Source organism: Rhodococcus erythropolis R138 (assembly GCF_000696675.2).
GTDB lineage: Bacteria > Actinomycetota > Actinomycetes > Mycobacteriales > Mycobacteriaceae > Rhodococcus_F > Rhodococcus_F erythropolis.
The window spans coordinates 2,985,797-3,008,547 of sequence record NZ_CP007255.1; the positions used below are offsets into that span (position 1 = coordinate 2,985,797).

Annotated in this window: 18 protein-coding genes and 2 tRNA genes; 12 read left to right on the top strand and 8 right to left on the bottom strand. The window is 62.7% G+C overall.

Translation table 11 applies throughout. The annotated features are described in order from the left end of the window. The first annotated feature begins 2 nt into the window (after window positions 1-2). Window positions 3-800 carry an Fpg/Nei family DNA glycosylase gene (locus tag H351_RS13935; protein WP_029255679.1) on the top strand — a complete coding sequence of 266 codons (798 nt, stop codon included), beginning with the start codon at window positions 3-5 and terminating at the stop codon, window positions 798-800. Here H351_RS13935 and H351_RS13940 read toward each other — a convergent pair. Both H351_RS13940 and H351_RS13945 read right to left on the bottom strand, forming a co-directional pair. Continuing rightward, complete coding sequence (locus H351_RS13940) at window positions 797-1,609, bottom strand: hypothetical protein (protein WP_051636596.1); 813 nt, start codon at window positions 1,607-1,609, stop codon at window positions 797-799. The two genes, H351_RS13935 and H351_RS13940, sit on opposite strands and share 4 nt — an antisense overlap. 193 nt (window positions 1,610-1,802) lie before the next feature. Further along, window positions 1,803-1,876 (bottom strand) — tRNA-Gly (locus H351_RS13945). Window positions 1,877-2,275: 399 nt separating this feature from the next. Here H351_RS13945 and H351_RS13950 point away from each other — a divergent pair. From H351_RS13950 to clpX, 5 genes are all read left to right on the top strand, one after another. Next, window positions 2,276-2,349 (top strand) — tRNA-Pro (locus H351_RS13950). Between the two features lie 115 nt (window positions 2,350-2,464). Continuing rightward, window positions 2,465-3,838, top strand: coding sequence for a trigger factor (tig, locus tag H351_RS13955; RefSeq protein ID WP_019749086.1), 1,374 nt, complete (start codon window positions 2,465-2,467; stop codon window positions 3,836-3,838). Window positions 3,839-4,054: 216 nt separating this feature from the next. After that, entirely contained in the window at window positions 4,055-4,642 is a 588-nt protein-coding gene (locus H351_RS13960; RefSeq protein ID WP_007730960.1) for an ATP-dependent Clp protease proteolytic subunit, read from the top strand. Window positions 4,643-4,690: 48 nt separating this feature from the next. Then, window positions 4,691-5,353: an ATP-dependent Clp protease proteolytic subunit gene (locus H351_RS13965; protein ID WP_003944539.1), complete on the top strand. Its 663-nt coding sequence runs from the start codon at window positions 4,691-4,693 to the stop codon at window positions 5,351-5,353. A gap of 369 nt (window positions 5,354-5,722) precedes the next feature. Beyond that, the gene (clpX, locus tag H351_RS13970; RefSeq protein WP_003944582.1) at window positions 5,723-7,003 is read left to right on the top strand and encodes an ATP-dependent Clp protease ATP-binding subunit ClpX; all 1,281 of its coding nucleotides are present in this window, start codon (window positions 5,723-5,725) and stop codon (window positions 7,001-7,003) included. 102 nt (window positions 7,004-7,105) lie between these two features. Here the strand turns inward: clpX and H351_RS13975 are convergent, their stop codons facing one another. The 3 genes from H351_RS13975 to H351_RS13985 all read right to left on the bottom strand — a co-directional run bounded on the left by H351_RS13975 (window position 7,106) and on the right by H351_RS13985 (window position 11,615). Continuing rightward, on the bottom strand, window positions 7,106-8,443 hold the full coding sequence (locus H351_RS13975) for an MFS transporter (protein WP_020970000.1): 1,338 nt from the start codon (window positions 8,441-8,443) through the stop codon (window positions 7,106-7,108). A gap of 203 nt (window positions 8,444-8,646) precedes the next feature. After that, the gene (locus tag H351_RS13980) at window positions 8,647-10,869 is read right to left on the bottom strand and encodes a glycoside hydrolase family 3 C-terminal domain-containing protein (protein WP_029255677.1); all 2,223 of its coding nucleotides are present in this window, start codon (window positions 10,867-10,869) and stop codon (window positions 8,647-8,649) included. A gap of 71 nt (window positions 10,870-10,940) precedes the next feature. Beyond that, complete coding sequence (locus H351_RS13985) at window positions 10,941-11,615, bottom strand: TetR/AcrR family transcriptional regulator (RefSeq protein WP_019749082.1); 675 nt, start codon at window positions 11,613-11,615, stop codon at window positions 10,941-10,943. 127 nt (window positions 11,616-11,742) lie between these two features. On the opposite strand from H351_RS13985, the gene aroQ reads away from it, so the two are divergent. Genes aroQ through H351_RS14000 form a run of 3 tightly spaced genes read left to right on the top strand, consistent with a single transcriptional unit; the run spans window position 11,743 to window position 14,980 of the window. Then, window positions 11,743-12,192: a type II 3-dehydroquinate dehydratase gene (gene aroQ / locus H351_RS13990; protein ID WP_029255676.1), complete on the top strand. Its 450-nt coding sequence runs from the start codon at window positions 11,743-11,745 to the stop codon at window positions 12,190-12,192. Beyond that, window positions 12,192-13,070 carry a shikimate dehydrogenase gene (locus tag H351_RS13995; protein ID WP_029255675.1) on the top strand — a complete coding sequence of 293 codons (879 nt, stop codon included), beginning with the start codon at window positions 12,192-12,194 and terminating at the stop codon, window positions 13,068-13,070. Before aroQ ends, H351_RS13995 begins: the two co-directional genes overlap by 1 nt. Continuing rightward, the gene (locus H351_RS14000) at window positions 13,067-14,980 is read left to right on the top strand and encodes a sugar phosphate isomerase/epimerase and 4-hydroxyphenylpyruvate domain-containing protein (protein WP_029255674.1); all 1,914 of its coding nucleotides are present in this window, start codon (window positions 13,067-13,069) and stop codon (window positions 14,978-14,980) included. Before H351_RS13995 ends, H351_RS14000 begins: the two co-directional genes overlap by 4 nt. On the opposite strand, the gene fdhD is transcribed toward H351_RS14000, so the two are convergent. Continuing rightward, on the bottom strand, window positions 14,931-15,800 hold the full coding sequence (gene fdhD, locus H351_RS14005) for a formate dehydrogenase accessory sulfurtransferase FdhD (protein WP_020908229.1): 870 nt from the start codon (window positions 15,798-15,800) through the stop codon (window positions 14,931-14,933). The genes H351_RS14000 and fdhD overlap by 50 nt on opposite strands. Window position 15,801: 1 nt before the next feature. Continuing rightward, window positions 15,802-18,111 (bottom strand): FdhF/YdeP family oxidoreductase, encoded by a 2,310-nt coding sequence (locus H351_RS14010; protein WP_029255673.1) that lies wholly within the window; start codon window positions 18,109-18,111, stop codon window positions 15,802-15,804. 120 nt (window positions 18,112-18,231) lie between these two features. Here H351_RS14010 and H351_RS14015 point away from each other — a divergent pair, with 120 nt between their 5' ends. The 3 genes from H351_RS14015 (at window position 18,232) to H351_RS14025 (ending at window position 21,963) form a co-directional block, all read left to right on the top strand. Next, a complete protein-coding gene (locus tag H351_RS14015; protein WP_029255672.1) occupies window positions 18,232-19,239 on the top strand; it encodes an iron-siderophore ABC transporter substrate-binding protein in 1,008 nt (335 codons plus the stop codon). A 63-nt stretch (window positions 19,240-19,302) separates the two neighbouring features. Next, window positions 19,303-19,917 (top strand): GNAT family N-acetyltransferase, encoded by a 615-nt coding sequence (locus H351_RS14020; RefSeq protein WP_003944518.1) that lies wholly within the window; start codon window positions 19,303-19,305, stop codon window positions 19,915-19,917. 12 nt (window positions 19,918-19,929) lie between these two features. Beyond that, complete coding sequence (locus H351_RS14025) at window positions 19,930-21,963, top strand: S9 family peptidase (RefSeq protein WP_029255671.1); 2,034 nt, start codon at window positions 19,930-19,932, stop codon at window positions 21,961-21,963. A gap of 72 nt (window positions 21,964-22,035) precedes the next feature. Here H351_RS14025 and H351_RS14030 read toward each other — a convergent pair whose 3' ends face one another. Next, window positions 22,036-22,737 carry a hypothetical protein gene (locus H351_RS14030; RefSeq protein ID WP_003944468.1) on the bottom strand — a complete coding sequence of 234 codons (702 nt, stop codon included), beginning with the start codon at window positions 22,735-22,737 and terminating at the stop codon, window positions 22,036-22,038. Window positions 22,738-22,751 lie beyond the last annotated feature (14 nt).

Genomic DNA, 22,751 nt, shown 5'->3' on the forward strand with positions numbered 1-22,751 from the left:
CCGTGCCTGAAGGTCATACCCTGCATCGACTGGCACGGTTGCATGCCCGCAAGTTCGTCGGTTCACCGGTCCGCGTCGTCAGCCCGCAAGGCAGATTCGCCGAGGACGCGCGTCTGGTGGACGGACACGTACTCACGTCCTCGGATGCCTGGGGGAAGCACCTCTGGCACACCTATGACAACGGATTGACAGTTCACGTACACCTCGGGCTGTACGGAAAGTTCACCGACTCCGCCCTGCCGATGGAAGAACCGGTAGGCCAGGTCCGGATGCGAATGGTCGGTGCCGATTTCGGCACCGACCTTCGTGGTCCCACCGCCTGCGAAGTCCTACTGCCGCCTCAGGTCGCCGTGATCGAGGCCAGACTCGGGCCGGACCCACTGCGCCGCGGCGCGGATCCACACCAGGCATGGGTGCGAATCTCCAAGTCCAAGAAGGCGATCGGCGCGCTGCTTCTGGATCAAGCGGTCCTGGCGGGTGTCGGCAACGTCTATCGCGCCGAACTTCTCTTTCGTCACGGAATCAGCCCTGAACGACCGGGGAATCTCGTCTCTCACGACGAATGGACTGCCATGTGGGCAGATCTTGTCGAATTGATGAAGGTTGGTGTCAGGCGCGGGAAGATGCACGTCGTTCGCGCCGAGCACGACAACGGTGATCCGGCGTACGCGAAGGATCGTCCGCGGACTTACGTTTACAGAAGAGCAGGATCGCCGTGCCGCGTGTGCGGCACACCGATCCTGCATTCCGTCATGGAGGCGCGAAACCTGTTCTGGTGCCCGGTGTGCCAGCCGGCTTAGAAGTCGAAGCCGCCGAAGTCTCCGCCGCCGAAGTCTCCGCCTCCGAAGTCCCCGTAGTCGCTGCCTCCACCGTCTGCGGTGAAATCGGTGTTGTCGACACTTCCTTGTTCCGCGCCGGAGTCACCGGCGTCCATACCTTGATCTCCCGAGTCGCCCTGATCTCCCGAGTCGCCCTGATCTCCCGAGTCACCCTGGTCTCCCGAGTCGCCGGCTCCCGTATCGCCACCCTGCGCGAAAGCTTCTGCGCCGTAAGGAACCCCGGCCATGCCGGAGAACATGGTCGAGAACAGCATCATCGAACCCAGACCCCAGGCGCCGGCGACGAGGGCAGGCTTCCACCAGGGTTCGGAGTACCAGCCGGCCGGGACCGGGCGTCCGGCGACTCGGCCACCGGGGTAGTAGTTGGGTGTGTGCGACGACGGATTGGGTGATGCCGCGACCTTGCGGCCCTCGAATTCGACCTCACGGTCTTCGGTGACCGAACCCGCAGCCTTCTGTCCGTCGATGGAAGGAACTTCCGGTCCCGGATCCATGCCCATTGCCACCCGCGCCGCGCGGATGTAGTAAAGCCCTTCCAGCGCAGTCTGTTTCGCGAGACGTGCCTGCACCGGCGTTGCGGCCTGATCGATCTGCGAGCCTGCGGCGTTGTACCGTTCGGCCGCGTCGGCGAGGGCTTGGCGCGACGCGTCGTCACTGCCGGTCAGGTTGTAGACCTGACCGCCGAGGCGTTCGATCGCCTGCCTGGCATCGGCTTTCGCGTCGTCGAGTTGTGTTGCGCTGTGGCCGGAACCGCGTTGCTGGCTTTTCATGACCAGAAATACGACTACGGCCAGAACGACGAGTATGAGAAGAATCGTGGTCACGAGTGGCCTCCCGAGCAGAATCGATCCGGACAACTCCAGGATACGGACCACAGGGGAGTGGCCTGAGTGCACAAAGTCTGAACACAAAAAATCCGCACCGGCCAGGCCGATGCGGATTTTTGTGGAGTTTCCCTCCTCATGGAGGGGATGACGGGAATCGAACCCGCGTGATCAGTTTGGAAGACTGAGGCTCTACCATTGAGCTACATCCCCGTGCATACGACAACTCGGGATCGCCGTGTTCGTCGTCTGCGATACGAAACTGTACCCAATGCCCCACCGGATTTCATAATCGGGGGGTTGGAGAAGTTCGATACCGTCGTTCACCTGGGGAATTGCCGAAATGCCCGGCGAGTCGGGGTGTCTTGCCTTGCGGCCCGGCTTCTGATTCCGGCTGTCATCACGTTTCGTTCAGCCAAGGCTGTATGTGGCGGCGGTCGGATGACATACTGACGGGGTCGGACAGGCGGGCCGTGTACAAACGACGGTCGGGTTCGTGAGAGAGTAGTGAGCGCGATAGGGTTGTGCGCGGTCACCGATGGTGGCTGCCTTTGTGGCCCGTTGTCTTTGTGGCCTCGGATGGCCGTATCGTGTGTTTCATGTGATCGGAAACGGGATGTAGCGCAGCTTGGTAGCGCATCCGCTTTGGGAGCGGAGGGTCGCAGGTTCAAATCCTGTCATCCCGACAAGTACGTACATGGCACTTCACCTCCAGTAAGTCCGGGAGTGAAGTGCCGCGCCAGACAGCAGTACCGATTCAACACAAGTTGTGAGCAAGACCAGACGAAGGAGCGAAGTTTCGTGAAGAGCACCGTCGAGCAGCTCAGCCCGACGCGAGTCCGTATCAACGTTGAGGTGCCCTTCGCGGAACTCAAGTCTGATTTCGACAAGGCCTACAAGGCCCTCGCGCAGCAGATTCGTCTCCCCGGCTTCCGTCCCGGCAAGGCTCCGGCTCGCCTCCTCGAAGCACGTGTCGGTCGCGGCGCTGTGCTCGAGCAGGTCGTCAACGACGCTCTGCCGTCGCGTTACTCCGAGGCTGTCACCAGCGCCGGCGTGAAGGCCATCGGCCAGCCCGAGATCGAGGTCACCAAGATCGAAGACGGCGAGCTCCTCGAGTTCACCGCCGAGGTCGACGTGCGCCCCGAGATCGAGCTCCCTGACTTCAGCTCCATCAACGTCGAGGTCGATCCGATCGAGATCACCGACGAAGCCATCGAAGAGCAGTTGCTTTCGCTGCGTCAGCGTTTCGGCACCCTCACCGGCGTCGACCGCGCAGTCGAGGACGGCGACTTCGTCTCCATCGACCTGTCGGCCACCGTCGACGGCGAGAACGTTGCCGAGGCAACCGCTAGCGGACTGTCGCACGAGGTCGGATCGGGCCAGCTCATCGAGGGCCTCGACGAAGCCATCATCGGCCTCAAGGCGGGGGAGTCCAAGGACTTCACGTCGACGCTGGTCGCCGGCGAGTACGCGGGCAAGGAAGCTGTTGTCACCGTGACCGTGCAGACGGTCAAGGAGCGCGAGCTTCCGGCTGAGGACGACGAGTTCGCTCAGCTCGCCAGCGAGTTCGACACCCTGGAAGAACTGAAGGCTGACCTCCGCGAGCGCGTCGCACGCGTCCGCAAGGTCGAGCAGGCCGGTCAGATCCGCGACAAGGTTCTCGAGCAGCTGCTCGAGACCGTCGAGGTTCCGTTGCCGGAAGCCGTCGTCAAGGCTGAGGTCGATGCTGCACTGCACGACGCCGTTCACGGTCTCGATCACGACGAAGAGGCACTGAACAAGCTCCTCGAAGAGCAGGGCAGCAGCCGCGAAGAGTTCGACAAGGATGCCCAGGAAGCCGCTGAGCGCTCCGTCAAGACGCAGCTCTTGCTCGACTCGATCGCCGATGCGGGCAACGTCACCGTCGGTCAGGACGAGCTCACCGAGCGCATCCTGTTCCAGGCGCAGCGTTACGGCATGGCTCCTGAGCAGTTCATCCAGCAGATCCAGCAGGCCAACCAGCTCGGCGCCGTCTTCGCAGACGTCCGTCGTGGCAAGGCTCTCGCGTCCGTCGTCGAGTCGGCCGGTGTCAAGGACACCTCCGGCGCCGTTGTCGACACCGCTGAACTGTTCGGCAGCAGCGAGGACGAAACCGAAGCGGATGCGTCTGATTCCGCCGAGAGCGAAGACAAGTAAAAACGCAGGCGGACGGGTGTTTTCACCACGATCGACTGCACTGAGTTTTCCGCTTTGAGCGAAGTAGGGCGGCACCGGGACTCCGGTGCCGCCCTACTTCGTTACTGTCTGTGTCAGTAGAAGTGTTTCGCATAGACGATCCACCGCACAAGTAGATCCACATAGAAGGCAGGTACCGTGACTTCCAATCACCTGGAGACTTTGCAGAGTCCCGCCATGACTTCAGCGACCGCTGGGTTGAACCTCAGCGACTCGGTGTACGAGCGCTTGCTGCGAGAGCGCATCATTTTCCTCGGTACCCAGGTCGACGACGACATCGCCAACAAGCTGTGCGCGCAGATCCTGCTGCTCTCGGCCGAGGACCCGACGCGAGACATCTCGCTCTACATCAACTCGCCCGGTGGATCTGTCACCGCAGGTATGGCGATCTTCGACACGATGCAGTTCGCCGAGTGCGACATCGCCACCTTCGGTATGGGCCTTGCGGCGTCGATGGGTCAGTTCCTGCTCTCGGCAGGCACCAAGGGCAAGCGTTACGCACTGCCTCACGCCCGCATCATGATGCACCAGCCGTCCGCCGGTATCGGTGGTTCCGCCAGTGACATCGCGATCATGGCCGAGCAGTTCAAGCACACCAAGCGCGAAATGGCCGAGCTGATCGCTCAGCACACCGGCCAGACGGTCGAGCAGATCACCGCGGACTCCGACCGTGACCGTTGGTTCACGGCGAAGGAAGCTCTCGAGTACGGCTTCGTCGACCACGTCGTCTCCCGTGCGAATCAGGCCGGCGGCACCGGCAACTGAGCCGGTTCGTCCATCCTTTCGCTGCCCAATTCATACTTTGGAGAACTGATGACCAATCTTTTCGGAGCTAACTCGCTGGGCGGCCAGGCGCCGTCGGGCCCCCAATCGCGTTACATCCTGCCCCAGTTCACGGAGCAGACCAGCTACGGCGTCAAGACGTCCGACCCGTACAACAAGCTGTTCGAGGAGCGCATCATCTTCCTCGGCTCGCAGGTCGACGACGTCTCCGCCAACGACCTCATGGCACAGTTGCTGGTTCTCGAATCGCAGGATCCGGACCGCGACATCACCATGTACATCAACTCGCCCGGTGGTTCGTTCACCGCGCTGATGGCGATCTACGACACGATGCAGTACGTCCGTGCCGACATCTCCACCGTCTGCCTCGGTCAGGCTGCTTCGGCAGCTGCTGTCCTTCTCGCCGGTGGTACGCCGGGCAAGCGCTTCGCGCTCCCCAACTCGCGCATTCTGATTCACCAGCCGGCCACGGGCGGCATCCAGGGTCAGGTTTCCGATCTGGAGATCCAGGCTGCGGAAATCGAGCGTATGCGTCGACTCATGGAGAGCACGCTGTCGCTGCACACGGGCAAGGATCCGGAGACCATCCGCGTCGACACCGATCGCGACAAGATCCTCACGGCCGAGCAGGCCAAGGAGTACGGCATCATCGACGACGTGCTGGCTTACCGGAAGCTCAGCGCACAGAAGTAGTCGATTTCCGCCTCGTGTCGAGGATCTGTATTCCGATTCCCGACACGAGGCGGACACGTCGAGAAGTGCCTGGTGGAGCGCTCGCCAGGCTGAAATCTCGACTCTTTTCTTTTTTATCCGCAGGCGAAACGCCGAGAACAGGTCGACCCCGTTCGGGATCTGCGGGTACCGTCACTTCACGGGCTGGTTCTCGACCGGCGTTCTGCGATTGTTCGACCAGATTTGTTCGATCGGTTTGTTGATCAGTTTGTCTGATCCGACAACTTCTGATCTGACAACTTCTGATCTGATACCGAGTACTGCGGAGCGTCTCGACCGATCGAGTGGCGGCGAGTGCACGTACATGATGGAAAGTAGGGACCTCACGAGATGGCACGCATCGGCGACGGCGGGGATCTGCTCAAGTGCTCTTTCTGCGGCAAGAGTCAGAAGCAGGTCAAAAAGCTCATTGCAGGACCCGGGGTGTACATCTGCGACGAGTGCATCGACCTCTGCAACGAGATCATCGAAGAGGAATTGGCCGAGTCGAGCGAGGTCAAGCTCGACGAGCTTCCCAAGCCTGCGGAGATCCGAGAATTCCTCGAGAACTACGTCATCGGTCAGGATTCCGCCAAGCGGACGCTGGCCGTGGCCGTCTACAACCACTACAAGCGCATTCAGGCCGGAGACAAGGGCCGTGATGCGCGGGGTGAGACGGTTGAGCTCGCAAAATCCAACATCTTGATGCTCGGCCCCACTGGCTGTGGCAAGACGTACCTCGCTCAGACTCTCGCGAAGATGCTCAACGTCCCGTTCGCCATCGCCGATGCGACGGCGTTGACCGAGGCCGGCTACGTCGGTGAGGACGTCGAGAACATTCTGCTCAAGCTGATTCAGGCTGCCGACTACGACGTCAAGCGCGCCGAGACCGGAATCATCTACATCGACGAGGTCGACAAGATCGCTCGCAAGAGCGAGAACCCGTCGATCACGCGTGACGTCTCCGGCGAAGGTGTTCAGCAGGCGTTGCTGAAGATCCTCGAAGGTACGCAGGCGAGCGTCCCGCCGCAGGGTGGTCGCAAGCATCCGCACCAGGAATTCATTCAGATCGACACCACGAACGTGCTGTTCATCGTCGCGGGTGCTTTCGCTGGTCTCGAGCGGATCGTCTCCGATCGTGTCGGCAAGCGCGGTATCGGTTTCGGCGCCGAGGTTCGGTCGAAGGCCGAACTGGATACGGTCGATCGTTTCGCCGAGGTCATGCCGGAGGATTTGATCAAGTTCGGTCTGATTCCCGAGTTCATCGGCCGTTTGCCGATGATCGCGTCGGTGACCAACCTCGACAAGGAATCGCTCGTTCAGATCTTGTCGGAGCCCAAGAACGCTCTCGTCAAGCAGTACCGTCGTCTCTTCGACATGGACGGCGTCGAACTCGAGTTCACCGAAGAAGCGCTCGACGCTATTGCCGATCAGGCGATCTTGCGTGGAACCGGCGCTCGTGGCCTGCGCGCCATCATGGAAGAGGTTCTTCTTCCGGTGATGTACGACATCCCCAGCCGTGACGACGTCGAAAAGGTGGTCGTCACCGCGGAGACCGTCAACGACAACGTACTTCCGACCATCGTTCCGCGTAAGCCGGAGCGTGGCGAGCGTCGCGACAAGACGGCGTAGAAACTTCAAAACGACTGTGGCCCGGTATCTCTCGCGAGATGCCGGGCCACAGTCGTTCGTGCAACACAGTCGTTCGTGCAGGGTGTCTGGGGGGGTGTTCGGCTAGATCGGGTTGCCGAGTTCCTTGAGGGGAGTGCGGAACGTCTCCTTGGCGGTGAACGCGGAGATCGCGCAGATGACGCAGGCCACCGATGTCAGAATGGCAACGGGCATCCAGTGTGTCTTGTCCCCGCCCATGAGGGCGTTGCCGATGGCGGGCGCAAAGCCTGCGAGGGCGAAGCCGACCTGGGTGCCGATCGCGATGCCGGAGTAGCGGACCTTGGTGTTGAACATTTCGGAGTAGAACGACGGCCAGATGGCATTCGGGGCAGCGTAGAAGACGGACATCAATCCGATTGCGGCCAGGAAGATCAGCGGGACGTTGCCGCTGGCGATTGCGCCGAAGTACACGTAGATGAACACCGCGCTACCGAGGGCGCCACCGATGAACAGCGGCCTGCGACCGATCCGGTCGGAGAGAATCGCCCAGGCGGGCTGGCTGAGCAAGGCCACGGCGTTGGCTGCGATGGCCACCCAGAGCATGGTCGACTTCGGAATCCCCACTTCCTCGGTGGTCGCGAAGGCGAGTCCGAAGACGGAGAAGATGGTCGAGACGACGGCGATGAAAGCGCAGCAGATCACGCGAATCAGATTTGCGCTGTGGGTGCGAAGGAGATCGGCAACAGGCAATTTGGCGACGGCCTTCGACTCCTGCTGCTCGGTGAACTCTTCCGGCTCTTCGAGCTTGAGACGCATGATGTATGCAGCCACGAGAACGATCAGGCTGCCCCAGAACGGGATTCGCCAGCCCCACGTGTAGAGGATGTCGTCGGGGAGTGCGGCGATGGGCAGGAAGACGAGGCTGGCGAGGATGAAGCCGGCCTGGGTGCCGTTGAGGGTCCAGCTGCAGAAGAATGCCCGTCGACCTTCGGGAGCATGTTCGAGAGTCAGTGAGCTGGCGCCACTCTGTTCGCCAGCGGCGGAGATGCCCTGAGCGATTCTCATCAGGACCAGCAGTATTGGTGCAAGAACTCCGATCGAATCCGCGCTGGGAATACATCCGATGAGGAATGTTGCTGCGCCCATCATGATGAGCGTGAGCAGCATGATCTTCTTGCGGCCGACGCGGTCACCGAAATGGCCGAGGACTACAGCGCCGAGGGGACGCGCGACGTACGCGACACCGAAGGTGGCCAGCGAAAGCAGTGCCGCATGTCCGCTGTCCGGGAAGAACACGGTGGGGAAGATGAGTGCAGCGGCGGATGCGTAGATGTAGAAGTCGTAGTACTCGAGCATGCTGCCGAGAAACGACGACGTTGCGGCGCGCTTGACCTTGGTCGTGTCCGGCCTGGCCAAGGATCCCGCCTCGGGTCCGGACGGGGTAACCGTGCTAGCTGACATGCTCATCTCCTGAGTGGAAGCGTCGTGGAGGCTCTACATCCGCCGATGGTGTTCGTCGAGGGTGTTCGTATCGAGAACGTCTGTGCGGAGAGCGATACAAGGAATGTAACCGACGCCACAGCGACTACACAAGATTATTAACCAAATAGTTCATAAAAATCTACCGGCGGACTCTTCGCACGTCGAAACCGCAGTTCAGGCGGTCAGGAGCCTGGCTGCGCGGCGGCCGCCACCAACTGCGCCACCTGTTCCTCGGTGATGCCGAGGCCGAAGGTGGCGAGTTTTCCGAGCGGCATCGAGCCTGCGAGGGCCATCATCTCGGGGCTGACCGCCTGTGCACCGTCGCCCGCTGCGGCAGCCATGGCGGCGCCGAGAACTGCGCTGCCGACGGGATGGGCGAGCCATTCGCCGATGGTCGACATGGCGTCGAGCGTGCCGACGCCGACGTTCCCGGCCAGGGTGATCGTGTCGGTGGTTGCGATGTCCCGCGACGAGAAGCCGACGCGGATCTCGTAGTCGCCAGGTTCGATCGCCCAGTCCTGCGCCGCGACGGACCAATAGGCGAATGCCCTGGTGTCGAGTGTGATGGTCACAGTCGCGGATTCGTCGGGGTCGAGGTGGACCTTGGCAAAGCTCTTCAATTCCTGCGCGGGTCGATCGATGCTTGCCGAGGCGTCGTGGACGTAGACCTGAACGACGGTGCTGCCCGATCGGTCGCCGCTGTTGCGCACGGTGACGGTCACTTCGGCGGAGTTCTCACCGGCCTCGACGGAGGTATCGGTGATGTCGAAGGTGGTGTAGCTCAGCCCGAACCCGAACGGGTACGCCACTTCGCGCAGCGCGGAGTCGTAGTAGCGGTATCCCACGTACAGGCCTTCGCCGTAGCGGACGTGCTGCTGTGATCCCGGGAAATGCAGATACGACGGATTGTCTTGGAGGCGAAGCGGAATGGTCTCCGTGAGGCGGCCGGACGGATTCGTGATGCCGAACAGAAGATCGGCAATCGCCGAGCCGCCCGCCTGGCCGAGTAGCCAGCCCTCGAGGATTGCGGCGGCATGATCCTTCCAAGGCTCGATCGAAACCACACCGCCGTTGGCGAGCACGACGACCGTGTTCGGGTTCGCGCCGTGGACCGCTTCCAGCAGGGCGATCTGGTCAGCCGGCAGTTCGATGTCGGTTCGGTCGAATCCTTCGGATTCTGTGGCGGACGGTAGTCCGAGGAACAGCACCGCGACGTCAGCGCGGCGCGCAGCGTCGACAGCCTCGGTGACCATGTCGTCGTCCGGAGTGCCGTCGAAGGTGAAGCCCGGTGCGAAAGTGACGCGGTCGGCGCCTTCGAGGTCGAGGATCGCGTCCAAGGCATTGTCGAGCTTGGTTGGAACCACCTGTGAACTGCCGGCCCCCTGGTACCGCGGGCTGCACGCGAATTCGCCGATCACCGCGACAGTTTGCCCGCCGGGGGTCAGCGGCAGTAGTTCTCCGTCGTTGGCCAGTAAGACAGCGGACTCCGCTGCAGCGGTCCGTGCCAGTTCGTGGTGACGCTCGACGTCGTACGTGTGGCCTTCGGTGCGCGCGGCGGCGGTGCGTTTCACCAGCGTCGACAGTCGTTCGGCTGCAGTGGTGAGCACTGATTCGTCAAGGTCGCCGCCGCGCACGGCGTCGACGATCTGGGTATCGGTTCCGGTCGGCGGCATTTCCAGGTCGAGGCCCGCGGCGAGTGCCGCCACGCGGTCGTTGACCGCTCCCCAGTCCGAAACGACGAGGCCGTCGAAGCCCCACTGTTCGCGGAGTACCTCGGTGAGCAGCCAATGGTTCTGGCTCGAGTACACACCGTTGATCTTGTTATACGAGCACATGACCGTCGTCGGGGCCGCGGTCTTTACGGCGTATTCGAAGCCGGCCAGATAGATCTCGCGCAGCGTCCGTTCGTCGACGTCGGCACTGACTCTCATCCGGTCGTGTTCTTGGTTGTTGGCAGCGAAGTGCTTGAGCGAGGTTCCGACGCCGCGAGACTGGATGCCGGTGATCAGCGCTGCCGCGACGCGGCCGGAGAGGAATGGGTCCTCGGAGACGTATTCGAAATTCCTGCCACACAAGGGTGATCGTTTGATGTTGATGCCTGGGCCGAGGAGGACCGAGACCTGTTCGGCTTTGGCTTCGTCGCCCAGAGCCTCACCGACCTGGCGGATGAGGTCGAGGTTCCACGACGAGCCCAACCCGACCGCCGGTGGGAAACACGTCGCTGGAATGCTGTGGCCGAGTCCGAGTGCGTCGCCGCCCTCGGGTTGTTTCCGGACTCCGTGCGGACCGTCGGTCAGGAGTATCGATTCGATTCCGGCAACGGACTGGCTGTGCCAGAAATCCGAGCCGGACGTCAACGACGCCTTCTCCTCGAGTGAAAGCCCGTCTACGTAATTCTCGGTCACGTCATTCCTCCCGGTGGCAGCTGTGAGTTCCACTCACCACCGTAGGGGGATTTTTCGGACTTCGGGGTAGGTCAGGACGGCGCCTTCGAGGTCAGGAACGCAACAACCATGTCGCCGAGCATTGTTCGTAGATGCTCACGATGCGTCGAGTCGGTCAGATCGCGGTCGAAGAGCGCTTTGAAGGTGTACCGATTGGCGATACGAAAGACGCAGTAACTGCTGATCAACATGTGAATATCGAGAGCATCGACGTCGGAGCGGAATGCCCCAGACTGCTGCCCGTCGTGGAGGATCTGCGAGACCAGGTCGGCGGCAGGGGCGCCGAGGCCGCTGAGTAACTCGGATTTCTCGATGTGCTCGCCGCGGAGCATGTTCTCGTTGGCCACGAGTCGGATGAAATTCGGGTGCTGTTCGTGGTGGTCGAAGGTGAGTTCGGCCAAAGCGCGGACTGCTGCCGTGGGGTTCAATCCCTCGAGGTCGAGTTCACGTTCCTGCGCACGAATGACGCTGTACGCATGCTCGAGTACCGACTTGTACAGCCCTTCCTTGTCGGTGAAGTAGTAGTAGATCATGCGCTTGGTGGTATGCGTCTTGGTTGCGATCTCGTCGACTCGGGCGCCGGCGAAGCCTTTGTCGGCAAACTCCTCGGTGGCGACGGCGATGATGTTCACCCTGGTCAGATCGCTGTTTCGGCGTCGTTTCTCCGGCTTCGACACCACGGAGTTCACTGACTGCTCGGAAACCATGTGCTCACTCTATCTGCCAGCAGTTTGTCGACTTTGCTTGTCGAGTTCACGTCGGGGGAGTAACGTCCAGTGAACTAACTCACTAGTTCGTACATTAGTTTCGAGCGTCAACCCCGAGGTGCCCCTGATGACTCCATCTCTACCGGTTCTGGTCCTCAACGGACCCAACTTGAATTTGTTGGGCCAGCGCCAACCGGAGTTCTACGGGAGAGACACCCTGGACGACGTCGTTTCCCGCTGTGAAGCGGCGGCCGAGAAGTTCGGAGTGGTGGTCGAGGCAAAGCAGTCGAACCACGAGGGCCAACTGATCGATTGGGTCCACGAGGCCAGGGGAAATGTCGCGGGCATCGTCATCAATCCCGGTGGGTACTCGCACACCTCCGTTGCGTTGCGCGACGCTCTGGTCACACTCGATGCCCCCGTCGTGGAGGTGCACATCAGCAACATCCACAGTCGCGAAGATTTCCGTCACCACTCGTATGTCTCCGGCATCGCCGACGCCGTCATCTGTGGATTGGGAATCGACGGATACAGCGCCGCAGTGGAATTCGTCTGCATCCGAGAAGGGAAGAACTGATGAGTGATTCGATCCTCTGCGGTCTGATCGGCACCGGAATCGGAGCCTCCTTGACTCCGATCATGCACGAGGAAGAAGGGCGCAGACAGGGCCTGCCTTACGTCTACCGCATCCTCGATCTCGACGTGATGGGAATGGCGCCGTCGGACATCGGTGAACTTCTCACCTATGCAAGACGTTTCGGCTTCCGCGGCCTCAACATCACTCACCCGTGCAAGCAGTTGGTGATCGAGCACCTCGACGAGCTCTCGCCGGATGCGAGCCGACTCGGTGCGGTGAACACGGTCCTCTTCGACTCCGGCAAGGCGATCGGACACAACACTGATTGGTCGGGCTTCGGCCGAAATTTCGACGACGGACTTCCCGGAGCACAGCTCGATCGCGTCGTGCAGCTCGGTGCCGGCGGAGCCGGTGCGGCGGTTGCCTATGCCGCGCTCACCCGGGGCGTCGGGACACTGACGTTGGTCGATTCGAGCCTGCCTCGCGCGCAGGAACTTGCACAAACCTTCGCGCAGCAGTTTCCGGCGCAGGTTGTCGAGGCGCGGCACACGAGCGACCTCGCCGAAGTGCTCGGCAACGCAAACGGATTGATCCACGCGACGCCGATGGGAATGGCGGCTCATCCTGGAATGGCATTCTCGCCAGATCTGCTCCGTCCAGATCTGTGGGTAGCGGAAATCGTCTACCGCCCGCTCGAGACCGAGCTGTTGCGTCAGGCGAGGTTGATCGGAGCCCCGACGCTCAGCGGAGGCGGAATGACTGTCTTTCAGGCCGTCGACGCGTTCCGGATCTTCACGGGCATCGAGCCCGACAGTAAGCGGATGCTCGCGCACATGACGGAACTCGTGCACGGCGAACAGACTGCGGCAGCGCTGTGAGTGCCCCGGTCCGGACGTCGATCGCGACGGTATCGCTCAGTGGCACTCTCGAGGAGAAGCTCGACGCCATCGCTGCTGCCGGCTTCGACGGCTTCGAGGTGTTCGAGCCGGATTTTGTCGCTTCGCCGTGGTCCCCGAAGGAATTGCGAACGCGGGCTGCGGATCTGGGCTTGACCCTCGATCTGTATCAGCCGTTCCGTGACTTCGACACGGTGGACGAGGCCCAATTTGCTCGGAATCTTGTTCGAGTGCAACGCAAATTCGAGCTCATGGATCAACTGGGGTGCGAGACGCTCCTGGTGTGCTCCTCGCCCCTGCCGACCGCAAGTCACGATGACGGTCAGTTGACAGAGCAATTCGGAGCTCTCGCCGAACTGGCGTCCGAGCACCGCAAGAAGGTTGCCTACGAGGCGCTCGCGTGGGGTGCCCACGTCAACACGTACGGCCATGCGTGGCAGATCGTCGAGGGCGTCGACCATCCTTCGCTCGGTACCTGTCTGGACAGCTTTCACATCCTCTCGCGCGGTGACGATCCCGCCGGAATTCGCGAGATTCCCGGCGAGAAGATCTTCTTCCTCCAGTTGGCGGACGCTCCGTTCTTGGCGATGGACATCCTCCAGTGGAGCCGGCATCACCGAAACTTCCCGGGGCAGGGCAGCTTCGATCTCAGTGCGTTCGCTCAGCATGTCTACGCCACCGGTTACGACGGACCGTGGTCGCTCGAGATCTTCAACGACGTATTCCGCCGCGCGGACACCCAGCGGACGGCAATCGACGCTCATCGGTCGCTCCTCCATCTGGAAGAACAGGTCGCCGCCGCGAACCCTGCCGCCGGTGGACCCACGCTGTTCACCGCCCCGGAGCGCACCCCGCTCGAAGGGATCGTGTCTCTGCGAATCGCTGCGGGTCCGGCTAAACAGGACCAGGTGCACTCGATGCTCTCTCGCGTCGGTTTCCATCTGGTCGGACGGCACCACGATCACGACTTGCAGTTGTGGCGGCACGGACCGCTCACCGTTGCCGTCGACGCGACAGCGGGCACGGTGTGGACGGCGCCCGGGCTGCCCGCGGATCTGCCGGTTCTCACTCAGATCGGCATCAGGGCAACCGAACCCGAAGTGTGGGGAGAGCGCGCTCTGGCTCTCGAAGTACCGGCGACGCGCGTGCAGTTGCCCGGTTCGAGCGACGAGAACTCCGAGGTACCGGACGTCGTACGCTTGAAGGTCACCGATGCGACATCGATCGACCTTCGTGGCCCCGGCAGCGCTGCAGCGTGGGAATCGGCATTCGAAATCTACCCGCTGCCCGCCGAGCGCAATCGTGAACAGGGCGCAGTGTTCACCGGGATCGACCACGTGGCACTGGCAGTTCCGGCCGAGAGTTGGGACGGCATCATGCTGCTCCTGCGGTCCGTGTTCGAGATGCAACCGCACGAGGGGCAGGACGTCACCGATTCGGTCGGACTCATGCGGAGCCAGGCACTTACGCTCGTTCAGGACGGTGACGGACATACCCTGCGGATCTCACTGAACATGGTGGAGGGCAGTCGAAGTGGGCTGCCGACGGTCCGTCGCGGCGGCGTCAGCCACGTCGCTTTCGCGTGTGAGAACATCTTCGGTGCCGCTGCGTCCATGCAGGACTGGGGCTTTGCTCCGCTACCCATTTCCCCGAACTACTACGACGATCTGGACGCACGTTTCGGCCTGAATTCAGAACTGCTCGACCGGATGCGCAGCGCCGGAATCCTTTACGACGCTGACGCCCGCGGTGAGTTCTTCCACCTGTTCACCCCGACGGTCGGGGGAGACCTGTTCTTCGAGGTCGTGCAGCGAGTGGGTGGATACGAGGGCTACGGGGAGGTCAACTCCGCTGTGCGACTGTCGGCTCAGTTGCGCGCGAATCAGACGTGACCTCGACTCGGTGCGGGTGCGAGTAGATATTCATCGAATCGCCGCGGATGAAACCGGCGAGGGTCAACCCCGATTCCTGTGCCAACTCCACGGCCAATGACGACGGCGCGGAGACTGCGCCCAGAATCGGAATGCCCGCCATGACGGCCTTCTGGACGAGTTCGAACGACGCCCGCCCACTGACGATCAGGATCGTGTCGTAGAGCGGCACTCGGCCGTCGGTGATTGCCCAACCGATCACCTTGTCGACTGCGTTGTGCCGGCCGACGTCCTCGCGCAGCGCCAGGAGTTCGCCGGTGGCGGTGAACAATCCGGCTGCGTGCAGGCCTCCGGTGCGCTCGAAGATCCGTTGGCTCTCCCGAAGCGTGACCGGCATGGCCGACAGGACGGTGGAGGTGACGGAAGTCGTGTCACCGACCAGGGGATGCCGCGTGGTGGTTCGGACGGCATCGAGTGACGTCTTGCCGCACACGCCGCACGCGGAACTGACGACGGTGTTGCGATCGGTGGTGTGATCGGGCAACGGCACTCCGGGAGCGAGCGCGATGTCGAGGACGTTGTAGGTGTTCGCGCCGGTTTCGTCGACGCCGTCGCAGTACCGGACGACGCTCACGTCGTCGCGGGTACCGATGACGCCTTCGCTGAGAAGGAATCCGTGGACGAGGTCGACGTCGTTGCCTGGTGTTCGCATCGTCACGGCCAGCACCTGACCGCCAACCCTCATTTCGAGTGGTTCTTCGACGGCCAGCGTGTCGGGGCGCGTGACGACCCGATCACCCGAGATTCGAACGACCGGTGTTCGTGCGGTGACCCGTCCCATCTCAGGCGCCTGATGCTTCGAGTCGAACAGTGACGGCCTTCGAGACCGGCGTGTTCGACTTGGCTGCAACGTGTTCGAGGGGAACGAGCGGATTTGTCTCGGGGTAGTACGCCGCCGCATTGCCGCGGGGGGTGTCGTAGGAGACGATGCGGAATTCCGTGACCCGACGCTCTTCGAGTGTTCCGTCTGGTTTTGTCCACTCGGACACGATGTCGACGAGATCGCCGTCGCGGAATCCGAGTGCAGTGATGTCTTCGGCATTGACGAGGATGACCTTGCGTCCGCCCTTGATACCGCGGTATCTGTCGTCGAGGCCGTAGATCGTGGTGTTGTACTGGTCGTGGCTGCGCATGGTCTGCAGAATCAGGCGCCCGCTCGGAGTGGGTATCCAGTGCAGTTCGTTCACGCCGAAGTTGGCTTTGCCGGTGTGCGTGCGGAACTCACGCGAGTCACGCGGTGGGTGTGGGAGCTGGAATCCATCCGGCTGGCGAACCCGGGTGTTGTAGTTTTCGCATCCGGGCACCACTCGTGAGATGGAGTCGCGAATCAGGTCGTAGTTGCCCTCGAAGGCCGACCAGCGGACGGAGTGATCGCTGCCGAGTAGTTCGCGGGCGAGTTGGCAGATGATGGCGACTTCGCTACGTAGGTAGGGGCTGACCGGCGTGAGGCGTCCGCGCGACAGGTGCACCATGGACATCGAATCTTCCACGGAGACAAGCTGCTTTCCGCCGGCCTGGACGTCGAGGTCGGTGCGTCCGAGGGTGGGGAGGATGATTGCGGTCTGCCCGTGAACGACGTGGCTTCGGTTCAATTTGGTGGAAACCTGAACGGTGAGTTCGCATTGGCGCAGCGCGGTTTCGGTGGCTGCGGTGTCCGGGCTGGCCTGGATGAAGTTGCCGCCCATCGCCATGAAGAAGCTTGCCTTGCCGGCATTCATCGCGCGGATCGCGTCGACGGTGTCCCACCCGTGCGTGCGGGGGCTCGAGATCGAGAACTCGGTGTCGAGCGCGGCCAGGAACTCTTCCGGCATCTTCTCCCAGATGCCCATCGTGCGGTCACCCTGGACATTGGAGTGTCCTCGCACCGGACAGACCCCGGCACCGGGTTTGCCCATCATTCCACGCATGAGCAGCAGGTTGACCGCTTCTTCGATGGTGGCGACTCCGTGTGTGTGCTGAGTGATGCCCATGGCCCAGCAGGTGACGGTTCGCTCGGATCGGGCAAGCGCGGCAGCCGTTTCCTCGAGCTGCGCCATCGACAGGCCCGTCGCCTCGAGTACCGTGTCGAGATCGACCGCGCGGATGTGCTTCTCGTATTCGTCCCAACCGGCGCAGTAGCGGTCGACGAATGCGCGATCGACCACCGTGCTGGGAGCGCGATCTTCCTGCTCGAGCAGCAGCTTCCCCAAGCCTTGGAACAGCGCCATGTCGCCGCCCAGCCGGATCTGCAGGAACTCGTCCGCGATGTCGACTCCGTGCCCGATCACGCCGGAGACTTTCTGCGGATCCTTGAACCGCCGCAATCCCGCCTCGGGGAGGGGATTGATGGCAATGATCTTGGCGCCGTTGCCCTTTGCCTTCTCGAGTGTCGAGAGCATTCGAGGGTGGTTGGTGCCGGGATTCTGTCCGGCGATGAGGATGAGATCGGCGTTCTCGAGGTCGGGAACCGTCACCGAGCCTTTGCCGATGCCGATGGATTCGGTCAGTGCGCTTCCGGACGACTCGTGACACATGTTGGAACAGTCGGGCATGTTGTTGGTGCCGTAGCTACGAATCATCAACTGGTAGAGAAACGCTGCTTCGTTGGACGTGCGACCGGAGGTGTAGAACACTGCTTCGTCCGGCGACGCGAGGCCGTTCAGATGTTCGGCGATCAGTGCGTACGCGCCGTCCCAGTCGATCGGCTGGTAATGGGTTGCTCCCGGGGTCAGGACCATCGGGTGCGTCAGTCGGCCCTGTTGGCCGAGCCAGTAATCGGTCTTGCCTTCGAGGTCGGCGATCGAGTGCTCCGCGAAGAATTCAGGCGTGACCGTGCGAAGCGTTGCTTCCTCGGCAACGGCCTTCGCTCCGTTCTCGCAGAACTCGGCGGGCTTGCGATGTCCGGGAGTCTCCGGCCACGCACACCCCGGGCAGTCGAAGCCGTGACGCTGGTTGAGCCTGGTGAGCGTTCGGGCGGTCCGCAAGGCTCCCATCTGCTCGATTCCTCGTTGCAGCGACACCAGAACGGCCGGCACTCCGGCGGCGTAGTCCTTGGGGTGCGTGACTTCGAGATCCGATTCGTCGATGTCTTTCGAGGGGCCCTGGCGCGTCATGTCTCCATACTGGCCCGAACGGCGCGGTACTGCCATCGAATGGGCCGGTCGAACTCACCGGAATGCGACATTCATCGGCTAGCCTTACCTACCGAACGAGCGGACTTAAGGGGTAAGAGCATGGATCGAACGGACGCAGGTCGGCTGACCCGGCGCGGATTTCTGATCGGCACGTCGGGAGCGTTGCTGGCATTCGCCGCAGCCTGCTCCAGTTCGAACGACGAGGACACGCCCCCTAGCGGCGACTCTGCGGGATCGATCACCCACAAATTTGGGGTTACCGAGCTGCCCGAGGATCCGCAGCGGATCGTCAGTGTCGGATACAACGATCAAGATGCGATCCTCGCCCTCGGTGGGACTTTGGTCGGAACCTTCGACTGGTACGGCGATTACCCCTACGGTGTGTGGCCATGGGCGCAGCCGTTGTTGAACGGGGCGACTCCCGAGATCATCGGAACCGCGGGCACCACCATTCAGATGGAGAAGGTCGCTGCCACGACACCCGACCTGATTGTCGGCACCTACTCCGGGCTCACTCAGGCGCAGTACGACAAACTCAGTGCCATAGCGCCGACGGTGGCGCAGCCGAAGGAGTTCGCGGATTACGGAATCCCCTGGCAGAACCAGACGACCATCATCGGCGAAGCGCTGGGGCAGCAAGGAAAGGCCACCGAGCTGATCGCCGGCGTCGACCAGAAGTTCGCCGACGTGAAGACGGCCAATCCGGCGTTTGCCGGCAAGACCGTTCTGGTCGGCGCGTTGAAGGGGCCGGGACAATTCGGGGTCTACGGACCGGAAGACCCCAAGGTGAGGTTCTTCACTGAACTCGGATTCGTGAATCCGCCTGTCACCGATCAGATCACGGGTAACTTCGCCGAGATCAGCACCGAGCAACTCTCGCTCGCGGACGTCGACGTACTCGTCTGGTACGCCGGTGGTGGCTACGGCGACAAGCTTCGGGCGGAATTGGACAAGACCCCGATCTACCAGGAACTCGACGTCGTGAAGGACGGCCGCGCGATCATTCTGGAAGACGCTGCTGCCGAAGCCATGACGTGGAGCACCGTACTGAGCTTGCCGTATGCGCTCGAACAGATTCCGCCGCGGATCGCGGGCTTGCTCGTCTGATCGGTTCAAGGACAGCGCTGTTCAAAGACCAGGGATTCGGACAGTCGGCGGTACTCTCGCCTCATGGGTGTACACGTGCGGCCGGCTGTCCGATCCGATATTCCGGCGCTGTCGGCGGTGTTGGCCGAGGCGTTCGAAGATGATCCTTTGATGGCCTGGATGTTGCCGGACGAGGACTCCAGGGCTGAGCGCCTGACGAAACTGTTTGCCGCAGAAGCTCGTTACCACCACTTCGCCGGTGGCGGTGTCGAGGTGGCCACCGATGACAACGGCGTGATCGGCGGGGCAACTCTGTGGGATCCGCCGGGGCGGTGGAAGCAGTCGTGGATTTCCGGGCTCGTGAGCCTGCCCGCAATGGTGCGTGTCTTCGGCAGGGGGCTACGACACGCGGCCGAGGTCAGCTCCGTTCTCGAAGGAGCACATCCGAATTCGCCGCACTGGTATCTCGCGACGGTCGGGACCGGCAGCGCGGCGCGCGGTGGGGGATACGGCAAAGCACTACTGAACTCCCGGTTGGAGCGTTGCGATCGTGAACACGTCGACGCTTACCTCGAGAGCAGCAAGGAATCGAACATCCCGTACTACAACCGCTTCGGTTTCGAAGTGACCCGTGACATCGTCATGCCAGGCGGCGGGCCGACGATCTACGCAATGATGCGTCAACCGCGGGGCGCGTGATACCAACTAGTGGTGACCCAGATTCCCGAGCTCCACGCAGGCACACCGTTCGACGAACTCGACGACTACATCGCCTTGGCCAGGTTGTCCGGCCTGTTGTTGTCACCCGACGGCTCGCTGCTGATCTGCGCGCGCGCCGTTCTCGACGACAAGAGCGCCGAATACGTGTCCTCGTTGTGGGAGATCGACCCGGAAGGTCGGCGTCCGGCGCGTCGGTTGACCTGGGGCTCGACCAGCGAGTCGGGTGCTGCCTTCGCGTTCGACGGCGACGTGCTCTTCACCGCCACGCGAGCCGTGCCGGGCGAGAGCGATCCGCAACCCGCACTCTGGCGCTTGCCCGCGGCGGGCGGAGAAGCTCAGCTGTTGATCTCACGTCCCGGTGGTGTCTCGTCGGTATCAGCGGCCAAGGCGGCGCCGACGTTCGTGGCCCAGACTTCGGTCATGGCTTCGGCGATCAGCCTCGACCAGGACGATCAGGTGCGATCGGCGCGCAAGGACAAGAAGGTCACGGCGATGCTGCACACCGGATATCCGGTGCGCCACTGGGACCACGACCTGGGCCCCGATCATCCGCATCTGGTTGTCGCCGAGACGGATTCGAAGGAATCCGTCGAGTTGCGGGACATCACACCAACTGCAGGCGCGGCGCTGCGAGAGACGTCGACCACGATTTCCGACGACGGTCTCTTCGTCGTGACAACGTGGACTGTCGGCGATGCGAGTGCCGCCCGCCGATCGACGTTGGTTCGGATCGACACGGTGACCGGCGACCGAACCACCCTTGTCGACGAGGCCGACGCGGACGTCTACAACCCGGTGCTCTCGCCGGACGGAACCAAGCTCGCGTTCATCCGGGAGACCCTCACCACGCCGGAGTCCGCACCGCGAATGACTCTGCAGCTCTACGACTTCGGATCCGGTGCCGTGACCGGCGTGGCCGACGGCTGGGATCGATGGCCTACCTCACTTGCCTGGCTACCCGACGGATCCGGGCTGGTGGTCACCGCTGACGACGGCGGCCGAGGGCCGATCTTCACCATCGACCTGTGGGGTCAGCCGGTGCGCCTGACAGCCGACGACGCGGCGTACACCGATGTTCGAGTGGCGCCGGACGGCGAGTCGATCTACGCGTTGCGAGCCTCGTACGAAGCGCCGCCGCACGTGGTGCGGGTGGATCTGGGATCCGGTGAGATCACTGCACTTCGTGGACCCGACGCATTGCCGGAGCTGCCGGGAACACTGACCGAGATCACCGCTCGCGCCGAGGACGGTTCGACAGTCCGGAGTTGGTTGGCACTGCCGACCGGCGCCGCACCGCACGCACCGGTGCCATTGCTCCTCTGGGTCCACGGCGGCCCACTCGGTTCGTGGAACACCTGGTCCTGGCGGTGGAACCCGTGGCTGCTCGTCGCCAAGGGCTATGCCGTACTGCTGCCCGATCCCGCACTCTCGACCGGATACGGGCAGGATTTCGTCCAGCGCGGGTGGGGTCAGTGGGGCAAGGCGCCCTTCACCGACCTGATGGCGATCACCGATGCTGCCGTCGCGCAGCCCGAGATCGACCCCAAGCGAACCGGCGCGATGGGTGGTTCGTTCGGCGGTTACATGGCCAACTGGATCGCCGGCCATACCAACCGTTTCGACGCGATCGTCACCCACGCAAGCCTCTGGGCACTCGATCAATTCGGCCCGACGACGGACGCGGCCTGGTACTGGCAACGCGAGATGTCGCCGGAGATGGCCGTCGAGAACTCGCCACACCTGTACGTCGCGGACATCACGACTCCGATGCTGGTCATCCATGGCGACAAGGACTACCGGGTTCCGATCGGTGAGGGCTTGCGACTCTGGTACGAACTGCTCGCCGAGTCAGGTCTGCCCGCCGACGACGACGGGAAAACGGACCATCGCTTCCTGTACTTCCCCGACGAGAATCACTGGGTGCTCAAGCCACAGCACACCAAGATCTGGTACGAGGTGGTCACCGCGTTCCTCTCCGAGCACGTTCTCGGCGAAGATGTCGCGCTGCCGGAGATTCTGGGCTGAACGCGCGCGTGCCTCGTTCGGCTGAAACAGCCGAACGAGGCACGATCGTCTTCGCGTGGATCCGGAGCGGACTCAGGCGCCGGGGCAGCGAACCGTGTACGCCCACTCGGTGTGGTCGGGGCCGGTGACGCGAACCAGCACGGACGATGCACCGCCGGCGGGCACGTTGACGACCGCCGAACCGGTTCCCTCGTTGATGTCGTCGCCGATGTATCCGGTGCTGTGGATCAACCGTCCTTCGTAGTACACCTCGATCAGGTCCGGGATGTCCTCGGTTTCGTAGCCGAGTACGAACGACGTCGGTCCGCCGCGGCCGAGCTCGTGCTTGGTGCTGGTGATTCCTGCGCCGCCGGAGACCGTCGAGGCGTCACACCGTTGCGTCGGAGCAAACGATCCGCCGCCGCCGCTGCCGCTGGCCAGCCCACTGAGAATGTCCCTGACATTGCCACTGGCCAGGCCGTTGACGATGTCCGTCGCGCTGGTCGAACCGGCGTTCAGGCCGCCGAGGACGTCGTTGAGGTTCCCAGTGGCAATCCCGCCGACGATGTCGCCCACGCTGCCGCTGGCGATGCCGTTTGCGATGTCGTTCCCGATATCGCCGACGCTTCCGTTGATCGTGGCGCTGCCACTGTCGATGCTTCCTTGCACACTTTCTTCGATGCCGGGGGCAGCGGACGCAGTCGCCGGAAGCACGAGGGCAACCGCCGCTCCGATCGTCGCGGCCGCCGCCAAGGTCCGAACGCCGGGACGGCGAGAACTCCAGTTGTTCAACATATTTGCTCCACAGG

Excerpts from the sequence above, each read along its gene's own strand:
- H351_RS14015 (WP_029255672.1), top strand. The coding sequence starts at position 18,232 with ATGGATCGAACGGACGCAGGTCGGCTGACCCGGCGCGGATTTCTGATC.
- aroQ (WP_029255676.1), top strand. The coding sequence starts at position 11,743 with ATGACTCCATCTCTACCGGTTCTGGTCCTCAACGGACCCAACTTGAAT.
- clpX (WP_003944582.1), top strand. The coding sequence starts at position 5,723 with ATGGCACGCATCGGCGACGGCGGGGATCTGCTCAAGTGCTCTTTCTGC.
- H351_RS13975 (WP_020970000.1), bottom strand. The coding sequence starts at position 8,443 with ATGTCAGCTAGCACGGTTACCCCGTCCGGACCCGAGGCGGGATCCTTG.
- H351_RS13940 (WP_051636596.1), bottom strand. The coding sequence starts at position 1,609 with ATGAAAAGCCAGCAACGCGGTTCCGGCCACAGCGCAACACAACTCGAC.
- H351_RS13965 (WP_003944539.1), top strand. The coding sequence starts at position 4,691 with ATGACCAATCTTTTCGGAGCTAACTCGCTGGGCGGCCAGGCGCCGTCG.
- fdhD (WP_020908229.1), bottom strand. The coding sequence starts at position 15,800 with ATGGGACGGGTCACCGCACGAACACCGGTCGTTCGAATCTCGGGTGAT.
- H351_RS14020 (WP_003944518.1), top strand. The coding sequence starts at position 19,303 with ATGGGTGTACACGTGCGGCCGGCTGTCCGATCCGATATTCCGGCGCTG.
- H351_RS14030 (WP_003944468.1), bottom strand. The coding sequence starts at position 22,737 with ATGTTGAACAACTGGAGTTCTCGCCGTCCCGGCGTTCGGACCTTGGCG.
- H351_RS13985 (WP_019749082.1), bottom strand. The coding sequence starts at position 11,615 with ATGGTTTCCGAGCAGTCAGTGAACTCCGTGGTGTCGAAGCCGGAGAAA.
- H351_RS13960 (WP_007730960.1), top strand. The coding sequence starts at position 4,055 with ATGACTTCAGCGACCGCTGGGTTGAACCTCAGCGACTCGGTGTACGAG.
- H351_RS14010 (WP_029255673.1), bottom strand. The coding sequence starts at position 18,111 with ATGACGCGCCAGGGCCCCTCGAAAGACATCGACGAATCGGATCTCGAA.
- H351_RS13995 (WP_029255675.1), top strand. The coding sequence starts at position 12,192 with ATGAGTGATTCGATCCTCTGCGGTCTGATCGGCACCGGAATCGGAGCC.